Source organism: Actinomycetospora termitidis (genome assembly GCF_030286555.1).
GTDB classification, from domain to species: domain Bacteria; phylum Actinomycetota; class Actinomycetes; order Mycobacteriales; family Pseudonocardiaceae; genus Actinomycetospora; species Actinomycetospora termitidis.
The window spans coordinates 888,250-903,170 of the sequence record NZ_JASVWF010000003.1 but is presented as its reverse complement, the minus strand read 5'-3'; the positions used below and the strand labels follow the sequence as shown (position 1 = coordinate 903,170).

Genomic DNA, 14,921 nt, shown 5'->3' with positions numbered 1-14,921 from the left:
GCGACGCAACCGTGGAATCCTCGTCGGCGTGCTCACCTGCCCCTGGTCGTGTGTGGTGTGGGACCTCGACGGCACGCTGCTCGAGCGGGGCTCCCCGACGCCCGTCGACGGGGTCGAGGCGGTGCTCGCGGCGTGGTCGGAGGCCGGGGTGGAGATGGCCGTCGCGACGTCGGCGTCCACCGCGCTCGCGCGGCGGGTGGTCGACGAGCTCGGGTGGTCGGCGTGGTTCTCCCACGTCGCCGGGACCGGACCGGGCGTGGTCGGCAAGGACGAGGTGCTCGTCGAGGCGCTGCTCGGCCTGGGGCGGGTCCTTCCCGACGGTGCCGTGGGCGCGGCCATGATCGGCGACGCGCCCGCGGACGTCGCCGCGGCGCGCCGGCACGGGCTGACCGCCGTCGGCGTGACGTGGAGCGGGACGCCGGCGGACGTGCTGGGCGGCGCCGACCTGATCTGGTCCTCGCCGCCGTCGTGACGTCCCGGTGGGTGGTCCACCTCGACCTGGACTCGTTCTTCGCCTCCGCCGAGCAGCTGACCCGACCCACGCTGCGCGGCCGTCCGGTGCTCGTCGGCGGGCTGGGGCCGCGGGGGATCGTGGCGGGCGCGTCGGGCGAGGCCAAGGCGTCCGGGGCTCGGTCGGCGATGCCGATGGCCCAGGCGCGCCGGGCGTGCCCGACCGCCGTCGCGCTGCCGCCGCGCACGGCCGTCTACCGCACGCTCTCGGAGTCGTTCTTCGCGGTCGTGCGCGCGGCCGCCCCGGTCCTCGAGCAGGTCGCCTACGACGAGACCTTCGCCGAGCCCGCCGCCCTCGCCGGTGCCCCGGTCGAGGCCGTGCACGCGTGGGCCGAGGACGTCCGCGCCCAGGTGCGCGAGGCGACCGGGCTCGCGGTGTCGGTGGGGGCGGGGTCGGGCAAGCAGGTCGCGAAGATCGCCTCCGGGCTGGCCAAGCCGGACGGGGTGCACGTGGTGGGCCACGGGGACGAACGGGCGCTGCTGGACCCGCTGCCGGTGCGGTCGCTGTGGGGGATCGGGCCGGTCGCGGAGACCGCGCTGGCACGGGCCGGCGTCACGACCATCGCGGCCTTCGCGGCGATGCCACCCGCCGAGGTGACCGCGCTGCTGGGGTCGGCGGTCGGCACGGCGCTGCACCGGCTCGCGCAGGGGATCGACGACCGCGCGGTGACCGAGCGGGGCGAGGCCAAGCAGGTCAGCGCGGAGACGACGTTCGACACCGACCTGTCCGACGTGGCCGCGGTCCGGCGGGCGGTCGCGGACCTCGCGGCGTCGGCGCACCGGCGGCTCGTGGCCTCGCAGCGCGCTGCCCGCACGGTGACGGTGAAGGTGCGCGGCGGGGACTTCGTCACGCACACCCGTTCGGAGACGTCGTCGGTGGCCTCGACCGACCTCCCCGCCCTGACGACGACCGCCCAGCGGCTCGCCGTCGACGCCCTGCCGGACGCCGGCGTCCGGCTCGTCGGGGTCTCCTACGCGGGACTGACGACGGCGGTGCAGGGGACGCTCTTCGAGTCCGCCGGGGAGCCCGCCCCCGAGGAGCCGGCGGCCCCCGTCGTCGAGGAGGTCGTGGAGGCCGCTCCCGAGCGCGGGTGGCGCACCGGGGACGACGCGGCGCACCCCGCGCACGGGCACGGGTGGGTCCAGGGCGCCGGGCACGGCCGGGTGACGGTGCGGTTCGAGACCCGCTCGACCGGGCCCGGCCGCGCGCGCACCTTCGCCGCGGACGACCCGGAGCTCACGCGGGCCGACCCGCTGGTGTCGCTGACGTGAGTCCCTAGAGCAGCAGTTGAGACCGCGCGAGCTCGGCGTAGAGCGGGCTGGTCGCGAGGAGCTCCTCGTGGGTGCCGCGGGCCACGACCCGGCCGCCGTCGAGGACGACGATCTGGTCGCAGTCGACGACCGTGGAGAGCCGGTGCGCGACGATCAGCAGAGTGCGGTCGGCCGCGGCCGCGACGTCGATCGCCTCCTTGAGGGCCTGCTCGTTGCGGGCGTCGAGGCTCGCGGTGGGCTCGTCGAGCAGCATCAGCGAGGGCTCGGCCAGCAGCGTCCGCGCGATCGCGAGCCGCTGCCGCTCACCGCCGGAGAGCAGGACGCCGCCCTCGCCGACCGGGGCGTCCAGCCCCAGCGGCGACCTCTCGACCAGCCCGGACAGGTTCACCGCGGCCAGGACGGCGAGCTGGTCGGCCTCGGGCGCCCCCGGTGCGGCGAGCACGAGGTTCTCCCGCAGCGTCCCGGCCAGCGCGGGGGATTCCTGCTCCACGTAGCCGAGGCGCGCGCGCAGGGCGTCCCGGGGCTGGTCGCGCACGTCGACGCCGTCGACCAGGACAGCGCCACCGGTCACGTCGTAGAACCGCTCCACGAGCGCGAACACGGTCGACTTGCCGGCCCCGGACGGGCCGACCAGCGCGGTCCGCGTGCCCCGGGGCACGGTGAAGCCGACGCCCTCCAGCACCGCGGTGCCGTCGGCGTAGGAGAAGTCGACGTCCCGCAGCTCGAGGGCGGGAGCGACGTCCACGGCAGCCGGTCGCTTCACCGCGTCGTCCGCCCACTCGGCCCGCAGCGCGGCGACCTCCTCGATCCGGGCGAGCGCACCGAGACCGGTCTGCAGCTGCGTCCAGGCCTGCGTGAGCCGGGCGAACGGCAGCACCAGCAGGAACAGGTAGAGGACGAACGACACGAGCTCGCCGACCGTCAGCTCACCGGCCGCGACCCGGGCGCCGCCGATCCCGAGCACCGCGATGAACGAGCCCTGGGTGGCGATCGTGACGGCGGGCGAGACCACCGCCTGCAGTCGGGCCGACCGCACCCCCACGGTGTACGCGGCCGTGGCCGCACCGACCACGCCGTCGATCTCCCGGTCGGTCGCCCCGCTCGCACGGATCGTGCGCACCGCGGTCAGGGCCCGCTCCACCGCCGCGGTCATCTCGCCCACCCGCGCCTGGGACAGCGTCGACAGCGCCCGGAGCCGGCGCGACGCCGCCCCGATGACGACGACCCCCGCCGCGACGGCGAGCAGCGTCACCCCGAGCAGGACCGGGTCGACCAGCGCCATCGCGACGGCGGCGCCCAGCACGACTACGACCGAGCTCGCGATCTCGAACAGACCCGACGTCACGACCGCTCGCAGCAGGGTGGTGTCGGACCCGATGCGGGAGATGAGGTCCCCGGTGCGCCGGGCGTCGTACTCGGGCACGGCCAGCCGCAGGACCCGGTCGACCAGCGTCCGCCGGGTCGAGAGCACCAGGCCCTCGGCGGTGCGCTGGAGCAGGAACGACTGCAGCGCACCCACGAGCGCGCCGGCCAGCAGGACGGCCACCAGGACGCCCGCTGCCGGCAGTACCGCTCCGGAGCTCTGGACCGCGGCGATCACCCGCCCCACGAGCAGCGGCTGGGCCAGCGAGGTCGCGGCGGTGACCACGGACAGCACCGCGACGACGACCAGCGTGCCGCGGTGCTCCCGCAGGTACGGCCACAGGCGCCGCAGGCCCGTGTCGGAGCGGGTCAGCACACCACCCCGCGAAACGACTCCCGGAGCTCGGCGACGAACACCTCCGGCACCTCCATCGAGGCGAAGTGCCCGCCGCGGTCCAGCACGCTCCAGCGGCGCAGGTCGGTGTAGCGGGCCTCGACCCAGGAGCGCGGCATCTTCGCCATCTCGGCCGGGAAGACCGAGACCGCGGACGGCACGGTCACCTCGGCCCTCCGCCCTCCGCCCCCGAAGCTCTCCCAGTAGAGCCGGGCCGACGACGCCCCGGACGCGCCGAACCAGTAGACGGCGACGTTGTCGAGCAGCCGGCGCCGCTCCACCGACGCGAGCCCGCCGTCGGTCCAGACCCCGAACTTCTCCGCGATCCAGGCCAGCTGCCCGACCGGCGAGTCGACCAGCGCGTAGCCCAGGGTCTGCGGGCGGGTGCGCTGCTGGCCGGAGTAGCCGCTGCCGGTCTCGCGGAACTCCCGGGCCTGCGCGAGCCACCGCTGCTCGGACTCGGGCAGGTCCTCGTCCCGCGCGCCCTCGGGCCGGGTCGCGAGCGGCATCGTCGTGTGGAGCATGGCGACGCGGTCCGGGTGCCGGACACCGAGCGCCGTCGTGACCATCGCGCCCCAGTCGCCACCCTGCGCGAGGAACCGGGGGTAACCCAGACGCGACATGAGGACGACCCACGCATCCGCGACGTGGTCGACCGTCCAGCCCGTGGTGGTCGGCTTGTCGGAGAAGCCGAACCCCGGCAACGACGGCGCGACCACGTGGAAGGCGGGCTCGGACGGGTCGCCGGGGTCGGTCAGCGGGCCCAGGACGTCCAGGAACTCGACCACCGAGCCGGGCCACCCGTGGGTGATCAGAAGTGGCTGAGCGTCATCACGTGGTGACTGTACGTGCAAGAAGTGGATGCCGAGCCCGTCGATCTCCGTGCGGTGCTGACCGAGGCCGTTGAGCTCGGCCTGCAGGGCGGCGACGTCGTACTCCTCGACCCAGGTCCGGGCCAGCTCCTCGACCATGGCCGACGGGATGCCCTGGGACCAGTCGTCGACCGGCTCCGGCTCGGCCAGCCGGGCCCGACGGAGGCGTTCGTGCAGGTCAGCGACCTGGTCCTCGGGGATGTCGAGGACGAACGGGATCACTGCCTCCGGATCAGTCGGAGCCGAGGCGGGCGTGGCGTCGGCGGGCGTCGGCGCGTCGTCGGAGGCCATGGGCGCGACGCTAACGGCCGTGCGTCCGACCTGCCGTGGGAGGGCATCCGTCCGGGTGTCACCCCGACACGCCGCCGCCTGAACCCGGTAACCCGAAGGTGGCATCTTCGCCCCAGACCGTCACACGGGCCGTCATCGTGGCGATGAACGGAGCGGAGGTGATCATCGTGCTGAACGAACGGCCCGCGGCACTGCTGGCGGCAGCGGCGGATCTGGACGAGTGCGACGGCTACGTGGTCCTGGTGTTCGACCCGGAGACCGGTGAGATGGACGCGCACGGCCCCTACGAGGGGGTCGCGGCGACGCTCCGCGCCGAGGAACTGCGCCGCAACTTCGACGGCGACGACCTGCGAGACGTCGTCGTCCGCGTGAGCAGGCTGCACCTGCCCACGCCGGTGCCCCAGCAAGCCTGGTGAGGTCGGCGCCGGCGGGGTAGACCCTCCGGCGTGACGATCGACGACGCGAAGCGCAGCGGAGCCGGAGCAGCGACGACCGTGAGAGACGCCGCGCTCGAGCTGTTCCGGGCGCACGGCATGACGACGGTCTTCGGGAACCCGGGCTCCACCGAGCTCCCGATGCTCCAGGAGTTCCCGGACGACTTCACCTACGTCCTGGGGCTCCAGGAGGCGGTCGTCGTCGGCATGGCCGACGGGTTCGCCCAGGCGACCGGTCGGCCGACCCTGGTCAACCTGCACACCGCACCCGGCGTCGGGAACGCGGTGGGGGCCCTGGTGAACGCGGCGGCGAATCGCACGCCGCTCGTGGTCACCGCGGGCCAGCAGGTGCGGCCGATGATGACGCTCGAGGCGATGCTCACGAACCCGCGGGCGACCGAGCTGCCTCGTCCCACGGTGAAGTACTCGGCGGAGCCGCCCCGGGCCCAGGACGTCGTCGCGACCCTGGCCCGGGCGATCCACCTCGCGACGACGCCGCCCACCGGGCCGGTGTTCGTGTCGATCCCGATGGACGACTGGGACGTCGAGCTCACTGGCGACGACCTCGAGGTCGCGCGGCGGGCCGCCCGACGGCGGGTGGCGATGCCGATCGAGCCGTCCTCGTCCGGCCTCGACACGCTGGTGGCGGCGCTGGACGGTGCGACCTCGCCGGCGCTGGTGGTGGGCGGCGAGGTCGACTCCGGCGGCGGGTTCGACGACGCCGTGGCGCTCGCGGAGCGCCTGGGCTGCGCGGTCTACGGGCCGCCGGCCGACGGCCGGGTCGGCTTCCCCGAGACCCACCCGCAGTTCCGGGGCGCCCTGCCGATGGCGATCGCGCCGGTGTCGCGGACGCTGGCCGCCCACGACGTGGTGCTCGTCCTCGGCACCGCGGTCTTCCGCTACTACCCCTACGTGCCGGGCGGCTTCCTGGCCGACGGCACGACGCTGCTGCACGTCACGTCCGACCCCGACGAGGCGGCCCGGGCCCCGATGGGCGACGCGCTGGTGGCCGACCCGACCTCGGTGGTACGGGCGCTGCTGTCGCGGGTGGCGCCGTCGGATCGCGCGCCGGCCGGATCGCCACCCTCGGCCGCGGCGGCGCAGGCGTCCTCCGTGCCGGGGACGTTGAGCGCCGAGGAGGTCTTCGACGCCGTCGGCCAGATGTGGCCGGAGGACGGCGTCGTGGTCGACGAGTCGCCGTCCAACCGCGGCGCCCTGCACGCCCGTCGCCGCGTGTCGCGCCCGGCGTCGAGCTTCTTCACGACGTCGGGTGGGCTCGGCTTCGGGCTGCCCGCGTCGGTGGGTGTCGCGCTGGCCGACCGGTCCCGCCCGGTGCTCGCGGCGATCGGCGACGGGTCGATGCAGTACGGCATCCAGGCCCTGGCCACGGCCGCGGCGACCGGTGCGCCGGTGACGGTGCTCGTCCTGGAGAACCGCGAGTACGCCATCCTCAAGTGGTTCGCCGCCCGCGAGGACACCCCGAAGGCGCCGGGCCTCGACCTGCCGCCCGTCGACTTCACCGCGCTCGCCGCGGGCTACGGGGTGCCGGCGGAGTCGGTGTCGACGGCCGACGAGCTCCGCGACGCGTTGGAGCGGGGCCGCGACGGCGAGGGGCCGCGCCTGATCTCGGTGCCCGTGGGGCGTCCGGCGGGCTGAGACCGAGCAGCGCCACGGGTCGCCGATTCGAGCGAAGGGCCCCTTCGGTCGGTCTAGTCGACCGAGGGGGCCCTTCGCTCGCTCCGGCGGTGGTTGGCCGTGGGCGCCCCTCGCCCATCTATTCGACGGAAGGGGCCCTTCGCCCGGAACGGCGGGCCGGCACTTGACCTCAACGGCACTCGAGGTCGCACGCTCGCGATCGTGCTCACCCGGTATCGAGATGCCCCGCCCGACGAGGTCCGCGTAGCGTCGCCGCACGTGTCGACCCAGACGCAGCTCACCCCCACCGGCTCCGAGCGGTCCGCCGCGCCCGCCGTCGAGGTCGCCGATCTCGTGAAGCGGTACCCCAAGGCGAGGACGAACGCCGTCGACGGCATCTCGTTCGCCGTCGCGCCCGGCGAGGTCTTCGGCCTGCTCGGGCCGAACGGCGCGGGCAAGACGACGACGATCGGCGTCCTCACTACGCGCGTGCGCAAGACGTCGGGTCGGGCGACGGTCGCGGGAATCGACGTCGCGAAGGACCCGGTGGGCGCCCGGGCGGTGCTCGGCGTCGTCCCGCAGCGCCCCAACCTCGACCGCAGCCTCGACGCGAAGGGCAACCTCGTCTGGCACGCCGCGTACCACGGCGTGCCACGTGCCCGACGCGGTCCGCTCGCCGACGAGCTGCTCGAGCGGATGGGGCTCACCGACAAGGCGGACACGAACCCGGACGAGCTCTCCGGCGGGCAGGCGCAGCGGTTGATCATCGCCCGCGGCCTGATGCACGACCCGCGGGTGCTCTTCCTCGACGAGCCCTCCACCGGCCTCGACCCGCAGGCGCGCCTGTTCGTGCACGACCGCGTCGTCGAGCTCGCCGCGAGCGGCGTCACGGTCGTCCTCACCACCCACGACATGGACGAGGCCGCCAAGCTCTCCGACCGCGTCGGGATCGTCGACCACGGCGAGCTGCTGAAGCTGGACACCCCGGCGAACCTGGTCGCCGGCCTGTCCGGCTCCGCGACCGTCGACCTGGACGTCACCGGCCTCGACCCCGACCAGCTCCGACAGCGCCTGGCCGGCGTGCGCGGCACCGCGGGAGCAGAGATCCTCGCCCGTCCCGACGAGGGCCCGGCGCGGCTGCGCATCCGCGTCGACGGCGAGGCGGGCGCGGCCCTGCCCGGCCTGCTCGAGGAGGTCACGACGGCGGGTGGGCGCGTGTCCGACGTCGGGCTCGGCGAGCCGACGCTGGAGGACGTCTTCATCGACCTGACGGGGAGGGGCCTGCGGTGACGGTCACGGAGATCGAGCCCGACCGCCGGGTGTCGCCCGGGCGGGCGTTCCTGGGCGTGCTGGGCCGCGACGTCGCGGTGACCGGCAAGGAGCTGGGCAGCTTCCTGTCGCAGGTGCTGGTCCAGCCGTTCTTCCTGCTGTTCGTGTTCGGCAAGGTCCTCGGCGAGCTGGGCTACATCGCGCCTGGCTACGCCCAGCTGCTGCTGCCCGGGCTGCTCGCCCTGAACGCGTTCTTCGTCGCCGTCCAGGCCGTCGCCCTGCCGCTGGTCATCGACTTCAGCTACACCAAGGAGATCGAGGACCGGCTCCTGGCGCCGCTGTCCACGCGGATGGTCGCGGTCGAGAAGATCGTGTTCGGGGCACTGCGCGGGCTGATCGGGTCGCTGGTGATGGTGCCGGTCGGCTACCTGGTGCTCGACGAGGTCACGTGGAACCTGGCCGGGCTGCCGCTCTCGGCGGTGCTGCTGGTGCTCGGCGCGCTCGCGGGCGGGGCCGCGGGCCTGGTGATCGGGACGCTGGTGAGCCCGCGGCGGATCAACATCGTGTTCGCGGTCGTCGTCACGCCGCTGCTGTTCACCGGCTCGACGCAGTTCCCGTTCCTGCAGATCGGCTCGCTGCGCTGGTTCCAGGTGATCTGCGCGCTGAACCCGATCACGTACGTGTCGGAGGGTCTGCGTGGCGCGCTGACCCCGCAAATCCCGCACCTGCCGGCGTGGCTGTGTCTCGCCGCGCTGGTGTTCTCGTGCCTGCTGTTCGGGGCGATCGGCGTGCAGGGGTTCGTCCGCCGCGCGCTGGACTGATCGCGCCGACGAGGCGCAGCCACACCAGCGCCCCGAGCAGCATCGGCACCGAGAGCAGCGGGCTGGGGAACCCGAGGACCTGGCTGAGGGCCAGGTCGCCCGCCACGGCCAGGAACCCGGCCGCGAACCAGCCCCGACCCGCCGTCGGGAACCGGCCGCGGTCGAGGGGGGTCGTGCGCCACGGCTTGGCGATCGACAGCCACGCCTGGAACGCGATCGCCCCGGCCATGCACGCCGCCGCGGCCACCATGGCACCCGTCGCCGGCGCGTTCGCGGCGTCGGTCGCACCGAGCTGCACCGAGAGGATCGCGATCCCGACGTAGAGCTGCACCAGCGTGATCCCGAACTTCGCCGCGACCCACCAGTGCCGCACCAGCCCCCACGGGGTGGCCAGCGCGAGCAGGATCCCCGTCGCCGCCGAGCCGTTGGCCGCAGGCGCGAGCAGTCGCATGTCGAGCACGTGGGCCATGTCGACGGCGGCGCTCGCGCGGGCGGGGTCGTCCCGGGACAGCATCAGCAGCACGGCGAGGCCGAGCGCGGTGCTCATCCACGCGAACGAGGTCAGCACGTGGAGCCACACGAGGAGCCGCCGCCAGGTCGTCACAGCCGACGAGACTCGTCGTGCCGCGAGGCCGAGACATCAGGGTCGACCCCGGGAGTCACCCCGAGACGAGCCCGACGACCTCGGTGGTTGGTCCGTTCGGGGGTACACGCTGCGGCCGGTGTGCGTAGCGTGACCCGCACACGGCGGGGGCCGGATCGGGGGGACACGATGACGGAGACCGACACCGAGATCGACGCAGCGATCGACGCGGGGACCGACGAGGCGCTCCCCGCCGGACCGCTGCACGGCGACGTGCTGCACCGTGTCGTCGCCGCACGCACCGCGGTCCTCGCCACCTCGGACCGGGACGGGCGCACGGACGTGCACGTGCTCTCCGGGCCGCGCTGCTTCCTGCGGGTGCTCGACGCCGGACGCTTCGCCTTCCCGGACGAGGGCGTCGAACCGACGTCCGCGGCCCGCGGGAACATCGTCGAGTCCCCGCGGGTCGGGATGCTGCTCGTCGACGACGCCGGCCCGCGTCGTCGGGGGCTGCACGTCGACGGCACCGCCCGGGTCGTCCCGGACGCCGAGCTGCGCGCCGAGTTCGCCGACCTGCCCACGCACCCGGTGCCGGGGCGGGACACCGACGTCTGGGTCGTCGTCGAGGTCGGCGACCTGTACCCCCTGGACGGCGCGGACGTCCCCCCGCTCGGTCCCGGTGCCGCTCCGGTGGCCGCCGCCCCGACGGGCGGTGGGCGTCGCCCGGTGCTGATCGCCGCGGTCCTGGGCCTGGTGGCCGCGCTGCTGGCCGTCGCCGTCGTGGCCCTCGTCGCGACGCGGCCCGACGCGAGTGCCGCCGCGCCCCCACCGGCAGCCCCGGCGCCGGACCCGGGACCGACCGGACCTCCGACCCTGCGCGGCGTCGTGGACCGCGTCGTCGACCCGGCCACCCTCGTCGTGACGGTCGCCGGGCGCCCCGTCACGGTCGCGGTCGTCGGGCTCGACGCCGCGACCGTCCCGCCGTGCGCCCTGCCGGAGTCGCTCGACTTCGCGCGCCGCACGCTCGGGGGCCAGACCGTCACCCTCGTGCCCGACCCGACGCTGCCGACCCGACCCGGCGTCACGCGGGCCTACGCGGTGCTCGGCAGCCAGCTCTCCTACACCGACGCAGCGATCTCCGGTGGGCACGCCCCGGCGGCCGGGGACGCCCAGTACCGGGCGGTGTTCGACCGCGAGCAGCGCGACGCCCGCGCCGACGGGGTCGGCATGTGGGGGCCGCCCTGCGTCCGGTGACCTACGCCGCGAGCTTCGCCGCGACCTGCGCGAGCCGTGCCCCCTGCACGCGGGCCGCGCCCAGGGCGTCGTCGTCGGGAGCGGCCGACTTCCTCGACACCCAGGACGCGCCGTAGGGGTTCCCGGAGGACATCAGCGACGGGTCCGCGGCGTAGCCGAGGGGCATGATCAGCGTGCCCCAGTGGTAGAAGGTCATGTTCATCGCGACCGTGGTCGTCTCGAGGCCGCCGTGGCCGGTCGAGGCGGAGGTGAACGAGGTCCCGACCTTGTTCGCGAGCTTGCCCTGCGCCCACAGCCCGCCGGTCGTGTCCAGGAACGACTTCAGTTGCTCGGCCGCGCCGCCGAAGCGGGTCGGGCTGCCCAGCGCGATCCCGTCGGCCCACTCGAGGTCGTCGAGCGAGGCCGTGGTGTCGTACGGGTTGTCGTCCACCCACGCCTTCCACCGGCGGTTCGCCTCGATCGCCTCGCGTGGCGCGCGCTCGACGACCGGCCGGACCCGGACCTCCGCGCCCTCGCCGCGCGCGCCCTCGGCGAGCGACTCGGCGAGCGCGGCGACGTTGCCGGTGGCGGAGTAGAAGACGACGACGATGCGAGCCACGGGGCCTCCTGGTCGACGGGGATGTCGTGATCACCCTCTCGCGCGCGGGCGCGCGCGGCACACTGGACCCGTGGCCGCCGAGGGGTTCCCGACGACGGGTCGGGTCGGTCGGGTGCCCGACGCGCCCGCCGAGTCGCTGCGGGGGCTGGTCCTGCTGCACCGGCGGATCTCGGGCCTGGCCGCCGCCGACGACGGGCCGATCGCGGTGACGCGGCTGCTCGCCGACCACCTGGGCGCCGTCGCGGCCGTGGTGTCCGCCGACGACGGTCACGGCGTGCTCGCCGCGTCCGCCCCCGGTGCCGACGAGCACCGGGCCGCCGCCGTGCTCCGCGCGGAGGTCGCCGAGCCGCGCTGGGAGCGGGTGCTGGCCGCCGCCCGTCGGACGGGGCGGGCGATGCGCGTCCCCGGGCAGGGCACCTGGGTGCGGGTGGTGGTGCCCGTGGAGGTCGCCGGCCAGGTCACGGCGTTCCTGCTCGCCGAGGAGGACCCGCCTCACCGGGCGCGGGCCGCGGCCCTCGACGGCAGCGCCGCCGACGACGTCCTGCTGCTCGCGGCCGAGCATGCGGCGACGATCGTCGGGGTGCTGCTCGGGCGGGAACGGGTGCTCGCCGCGGCCGCCGGGCAGGTCCGTGACGACCTGCTCTCCGGGCTCCTGCTCGGCCGTGCCCGGTCCGCGGCCGAGGCCGGCCAGTGGGCCGAGCACGTCGGGCTGGAGTTCGGGTCGTCGGCGTACCGCGTGATGGTGGTCGTTCCCGACGGCGGGGCGGAGCCGGCCCCCGTCGTCGGGGACGCCGCCGGCCGGGTGGATCCGCTCACCGCCGCACGCGACCGGCTGGGACGCCTCGTCCCGGGCGTCCTCGCGGTGCTGCGCGACCGGGAGATGGTGGCCGTGGTCCCCGGGCGCGTCGACCCCGTGGAGCTCGCCGACCGCCTCGCCTCCGGCCTGGTCCGCGGCGGCGGACCGTGGCCGGTGACGATCGCGCTCGGCCGGGAGGTCGACGACCTCGCGGGCCTGCCGCGCTCCTACGACCAGGCGCGGCGCACCGTCGAGGCGGCCCGCCGGCTCGGCCGGGAGGGACGGCTGCTGCGCTTCGAGGACCTCGGGGTGCACCGGCTGCTGCTGCAGGTCCCCGACCCGGAGGACGCCCGCGCCTTCGCCCGCGAGGTGCTCGGGCGGCTGGTCGACGACGGGTCGGGTCGGGCGGGCGACCTCGTGCGCACCCTCGCGCGGTACTTCCGGGAGGACGGCAGCCCGCAGCGCACCGCCCGCGCGCTCTCGGTGCACCCGAACACCGTCGGCTACCGCCTGCGGCGCGCCGAGGAGCTCTCCGGGCTCGTCCTGGACCACTACTCCGATCGACTCGCCGCGCAGGTCGCGCTGGAGATCCTCGGTTACATGGACGACGGGGCCGTCGGGGCCGACAGGGACGACGCCCGATGACGATCGCCGCCGCGCTCGCGGCCGGCACGCTGCTGGGCGACGGGGCCATGGGCACGCTCGCGCAGGCGACGGGGGCGCGGGCGGACGGCGCGGCGAGCGAGCTGGTGCTGGTCGCGCCGGAACTCGTCGGAGCCCTGCATCGGCGCTACCTCGACGCGGGCGCGGACGTGGTGCAGACCCACACCTACGGGGCGAGCCGGCTGCGGCTCGCCCGCCACGGGCTGGCCCGCCAGGTCCACGAGATCAACGTGGCCGCGGCGCGGCTCGCCCGCGAGGCGTGCGAAGACGCCGGTCGGCGCGTGTTCGTGGCGGGCTCGGTCTCCCCGGCGACCTCGTCGCGCACCCCGGCCGCGGAACCGCCTGCCGTCCGGGCCGCGCTGCGCGAGCAGGCCGCGGCCCTGGCCGAGGGCGGGGTCGACGTCCTGGTCTGCGAGACGTTCGCGCACGCCGAGGAGCTGGCGGAGGCGGTCGAGGCGGCGCGGGAGGCGACCGACCTCCCGGTGATCGCCCAGGCGACCTTCGTCGACGAGGACGGTGAACCCGTGACCACCCTGGGCGAGAGCCCCGAGGAGGTGGTCCGGGTCGTGGGGGCGCTGGGGCCGGTCGCGCTGGGGTCCAACTGCACCCTCGGGCCGCAGGGCCTGCTCACCGTCGTCCGGCGGATGGTGGCCGCCGCGCCGGACGGGATGCCGGTGACCGCGCTGCCCAACGCGGGCCTGCCGCACGTCGTCTCCGACCGGAGCGTGCGGTTCGCCTCCGACGCGGCGCACTTCGGGCGCTACGTCGCCCGGTACGCCGCCGCGGGTGCCCGGCTCGTCGGCGGGTGCTGCGGGACCACCCCCGCGCACGTCGCCGCTGCAGCCGCGGTGCTGGCGGAGGGACCCGTCGTCGACGAACCGGCCACGCCACCCCGCCCCGCGTTGCGGGTGGCCTCGGACCGTCCGGTGTCGGACGATCCGGTCGGCCCCGGGCGGGGAGCGTTCGGCCGGTGGCTGGACGGGCGCGGACCGCTCCTCGTCGCGGAGGTGACCGGCCCGGGCCCCGGCGACCTCGACACCCATCTCGTCCGGGCGCAGGCCGCGCTCGCGGCGGGCGCGGACGCGCTCTGGGCCGGCCGCGAGCGCGCCCGCCGCTCCCGCACGACGGCGGCCGCGGTCGCCGCGGGCGTCCACGAGACCGTGGACGCCGACGTCGCGCTCACCGTCACGAGCTGGAACGCGAGCCGGATGGCGCTCCAGGCCGACCTGCTCGGGCTCGACGCGCTCGGGGTGCACACCGTGGTGTGCGAGACCGGCAACCCGCCGGTGCACGCGGACCGGCCGGTGCGGGACGGGGTGTGGGAGGTCGACGCGGTGGGGCTCGTGGGGCTCGCGGCGTCGCTCGCGGCCGGGGTCGACGCCGACGGCGAGCGCCTGGCACCGGCCCCCTTCCGGGTCGGGGTGCGGGTGACCCCGGGGACGGACGACCTGGACCGCGAGATGGCGCGGGTGCGGCTCAAGGTCGAGGCCGGTGCGGAGTTCCTCGTGACGCGGCCGGTCTACGAGCTCGGGAGGTTGCGCCGCGCCCTGGCGGGCCTGGCCGCGACCGGGGTGCGGGTCCCGGTGTTGCTCTCCCTGGCGCCGCTGTCCGGGTACGCCGAGGCCGAGCACCTGGCGCACGAGGTCCCCGACGTCGTCGTGCCCGACGAGGTGCTCACGCGGCTCCGCGCGAGCGGGGAGGACCCGGCACCCGGCCTCGACCTCGCCGTGGATCTCGCCACGGAGGCGCTCGGCGACGGCCTGGTGACCGGTGTGGTCGTGCGTCGGTCGGGACGCCCGGCCGAGCTCGCGGACGCGGTGTCCCGGCTGCGCGCGGTGGTGCCGCGGCCGGGACCCGTCGTCGGGACCCTCAGACGGTGACGATCGCCGGGCGGGGCGTGCTGCCGTGGACCGCCGCGCGGAGCCGGGCGACGGTCTCGCGCAGGTAGGTGACCTCGCGGGTCAGCGACTCCACGGTCTCACCCGCGAAGTCGTAGGCCATCTCGTCCGGCATGACCACGACCCCGCAGCAGGGGCAGGTCGCGGGGGTCGTCATGAAGGCACCTCTCGTGGACGTCCGACCGGATGTACAGCTCCAGTTTCCTGACGGTCCGTCACGCGGGCACTGTCGTGCGCCCCAGGGTTGTCGGTCCGCACTTTGTGTTCCG

At 75.5% G+C, this 14,921-nt stretch carries 13 protein-coding genes; 9 read left to right on the top strand and 4 right to left on the bottom strand.

Features of this window, described 5'->3' with window-relative positions; translation table 11 throughout:
* The first annotated feature begins 28 nt into the window (after positions 1–28).
* On the top strand, positions 29–472 hold the full coding sequence (locus tag QRT03_RS17810; RefSeq protein ID WP_286054275.1) for an HAD family hydrolase: 444 nt from the start codon (positions 29–31) through the stop codon (positions 470–472).
* 11 nt (positions 473–483) lie between these two features.
* A complete protein-coding gene (locus QRT03_RS17805) occupies positions 484–1,782 on the top strand; it encodes a DNA polymerase IV (RefSeq protein ID WP_286054274.1) in 1,299 nt (432 codons plus the stop codon).
* Positions 1,783–1,786: 4 nt separating this feature from the next.
* Here QRT03_RS17805 and QRT03_RS17800 read toward each other — a convergent pair whose 3' ends face one another.
* Positions 1,787–3,520: an ABC transporter ATP-binding protein gene (locus QRT03_RS17800; protein ID WP_286054273.1), complete on the bottom strand. Its 1,734-nt coding sequence runs from the start codon at positions 3,518–3,520 to the stop codon at positions 1,787–1,789.
* Positions 3,514–4,701, bottom strand: a complete 1,188-nt coding sequence (locus QRT03_RS17795) for an epoxide hydrolase family protein (protein WP_286054272.1) — start codon at positions 4,699–4,701, stop codon at positions 3,514–3,516. Before QRT03_RS17795 ends, QRT03_RS17800 begins: the two co-directional genes overlap by 7 nt.
* A gap of 143 nt (positions 4,702–4,844) precedes the next feature.
* Here QRT03_RS17795 and QRT03_RS17790 point away from each other — a divergent pair, with 143 nt between their 5' ends.
* From QRT03_RS17790 to QRT03_RS17770, 5 genes are all read left to right on the top strand, one after another.
* Entirely contained in the window at positions 4,845–5,117 is a 273-nt protein-coding gene (locus QRT03_RS17790; protein ID WP_286054271.1) for a hypothetical protein, read from the top strand.
* Between the two features lie 30 nt (positions 5,118–5,147).
* Positions 5,148–6,791 (top strand): benzoylformate decarboxylase, encoded by a 1,644-nt coding sequence (mdlC, locus tag QRT03_RS17785; RefSeq protein ID WP_286054270.1) that lies wholly within the window; start codon positions 5,148–5,150, stop codon positions 6,789–6,791.
* A 258-nt stretch (positions 6,792–7,049) separates the two neighbouring features.
* Positions 7,050–8,060: an ABC transporter ATP-binding protein gene (locus QRT03_RS17780; protein WP_286054269.1), complete on the top strand. Its 1,011-nt coding sequence runs from the start codon at positions 7,050–7,052 to the stop codon at positions 8,058–8,060.
* Complete coding sequence (locus QRT03_RS17775) at positions 8,057–8,860, top strand: ABC transporter permease (protein ID WP_286054268.1); 804 nt, start codon at positions 8,057–8,059, stop codon at positions 8,858–8,860. The genes QRT03_RS17780 and QRT03_RS17775 overlap by 4 nt, the downstream gene beginning before the upstream one ends.
* A gap of 772 nt (positions 8,861–9,632) precedes the next feature.
* Entirely contained in the window at positions 9,633–10,697 is a 1,065-nt protein-coding gene (locus tag QRT03_RS17770) for a pyridoxamine 5'-phosphate oxidase family protein (RefSeq protein ID WP_286054267.1), read from the top strand.
* Position 10,698: 1 nt separating this feature from the next.
* Here the strand turns inward: QRT03_RS17770 and wrbA are convergent, their stop codons facing one another.
* Positions 10,699–11,295, bottom strand: a complete 597-nt coding sequence (wrbA, locus tag QRT03_RS17765; RefSeq protein WP_286054266.1) for an NAD(P)H:quinone oxidoreductase — start codon at positions 11,293–11,295, stop codon at positions 10,699–10,701.
* Positions 11,296–11,365: 70 nt separating this feature from the next.
* Here wrbA and QRT03_RS17760 point away from each other — a divergent pair, with 70 nt between their 5' ends.
* Positions 11,366–12,736, top strand: a complete 1,371-nt coding sequence (locus QRT03_RS17760; RefSeq protein ID WP_286054265.1) for a PucR family transcriptional regulator — start codon at positions 11,366–11,368, stop codon at positions 12,734–12,736.
* The gene (locus tag QRT03_RS17755) at positions 12,733–14,634 is read left to right on the top strand and encodes a homocysteine S-methyltransferase family protein (RefSeq protein WP_286054264.1); all 1,902 of its coding nucleotides are present in this window, start codon (positions 12,733–12,735) and stop codon (positions 14,632–14,634) included. Before QRT03_RS17760 ends, QRT03_RS17755 begins: the two co-directional genes overlap by 4 nt.
* On the opposite strand, the gene QRT03_RS17750 is transcribed toward QRT03_RS17755, so the two are convergent.
* Positions 14,624–14,809: a hypothetical protein gene (locus QRT03_RS17750; protein ID WP_286054263.1), complete on the bottom strand. Its 186-nt coding sequence runs from the start codon at positions 14,807–14,809 to the stop codon at positions 14,624–14,626. The two genes, QRT03_RS17755 and QRT03_RS17750, sit on opposite strands and share 11 nt — an antisense overlap.
* Positions 14,810–14,921 lie beyond the last annotated feature (112 nt).

Excerpts from the sequence above, each read along its gene's own strand:
- QRT03_RS17770 (WP_286054267.1), top strand. The coding sequence starts at position 9,633 with ATGACGGAGACCGACACCGAGATCGACGCAGCGATCGACGCGGGGACC.
- QRT03_RS17755 (WP_286054264.1), top strand. The coding sequence starts at position 12,733 with ATGACGATCGCCGCCGCGCTCGCGGCCGGCACGCTGCTGGGCGACGGG.
- QRT03_RS17750 (WP_286054263.1), bottom strand. The coding sequence starts at position 14,809 with ATGACGACCCCCGCGACCTGCCCCTGCTGCGGGGTCGTGGTCATGCCG.
- QRT03_RS17795 (WP_286054272.1), bottom strand. The coding sequence starts at position 4,701 with ATGGCCTCCGACGACGCGCCGACGCCCGCCGACGCCACGCCCGCCTCG.
- QRT03_RS17790 (WP_286054271.1), top strand. The coding sequence starts at position 4,845 with ATGAACGGAGCGGAGGTGATCATCGTGCTGAACGAACGGCCCGCGGCA.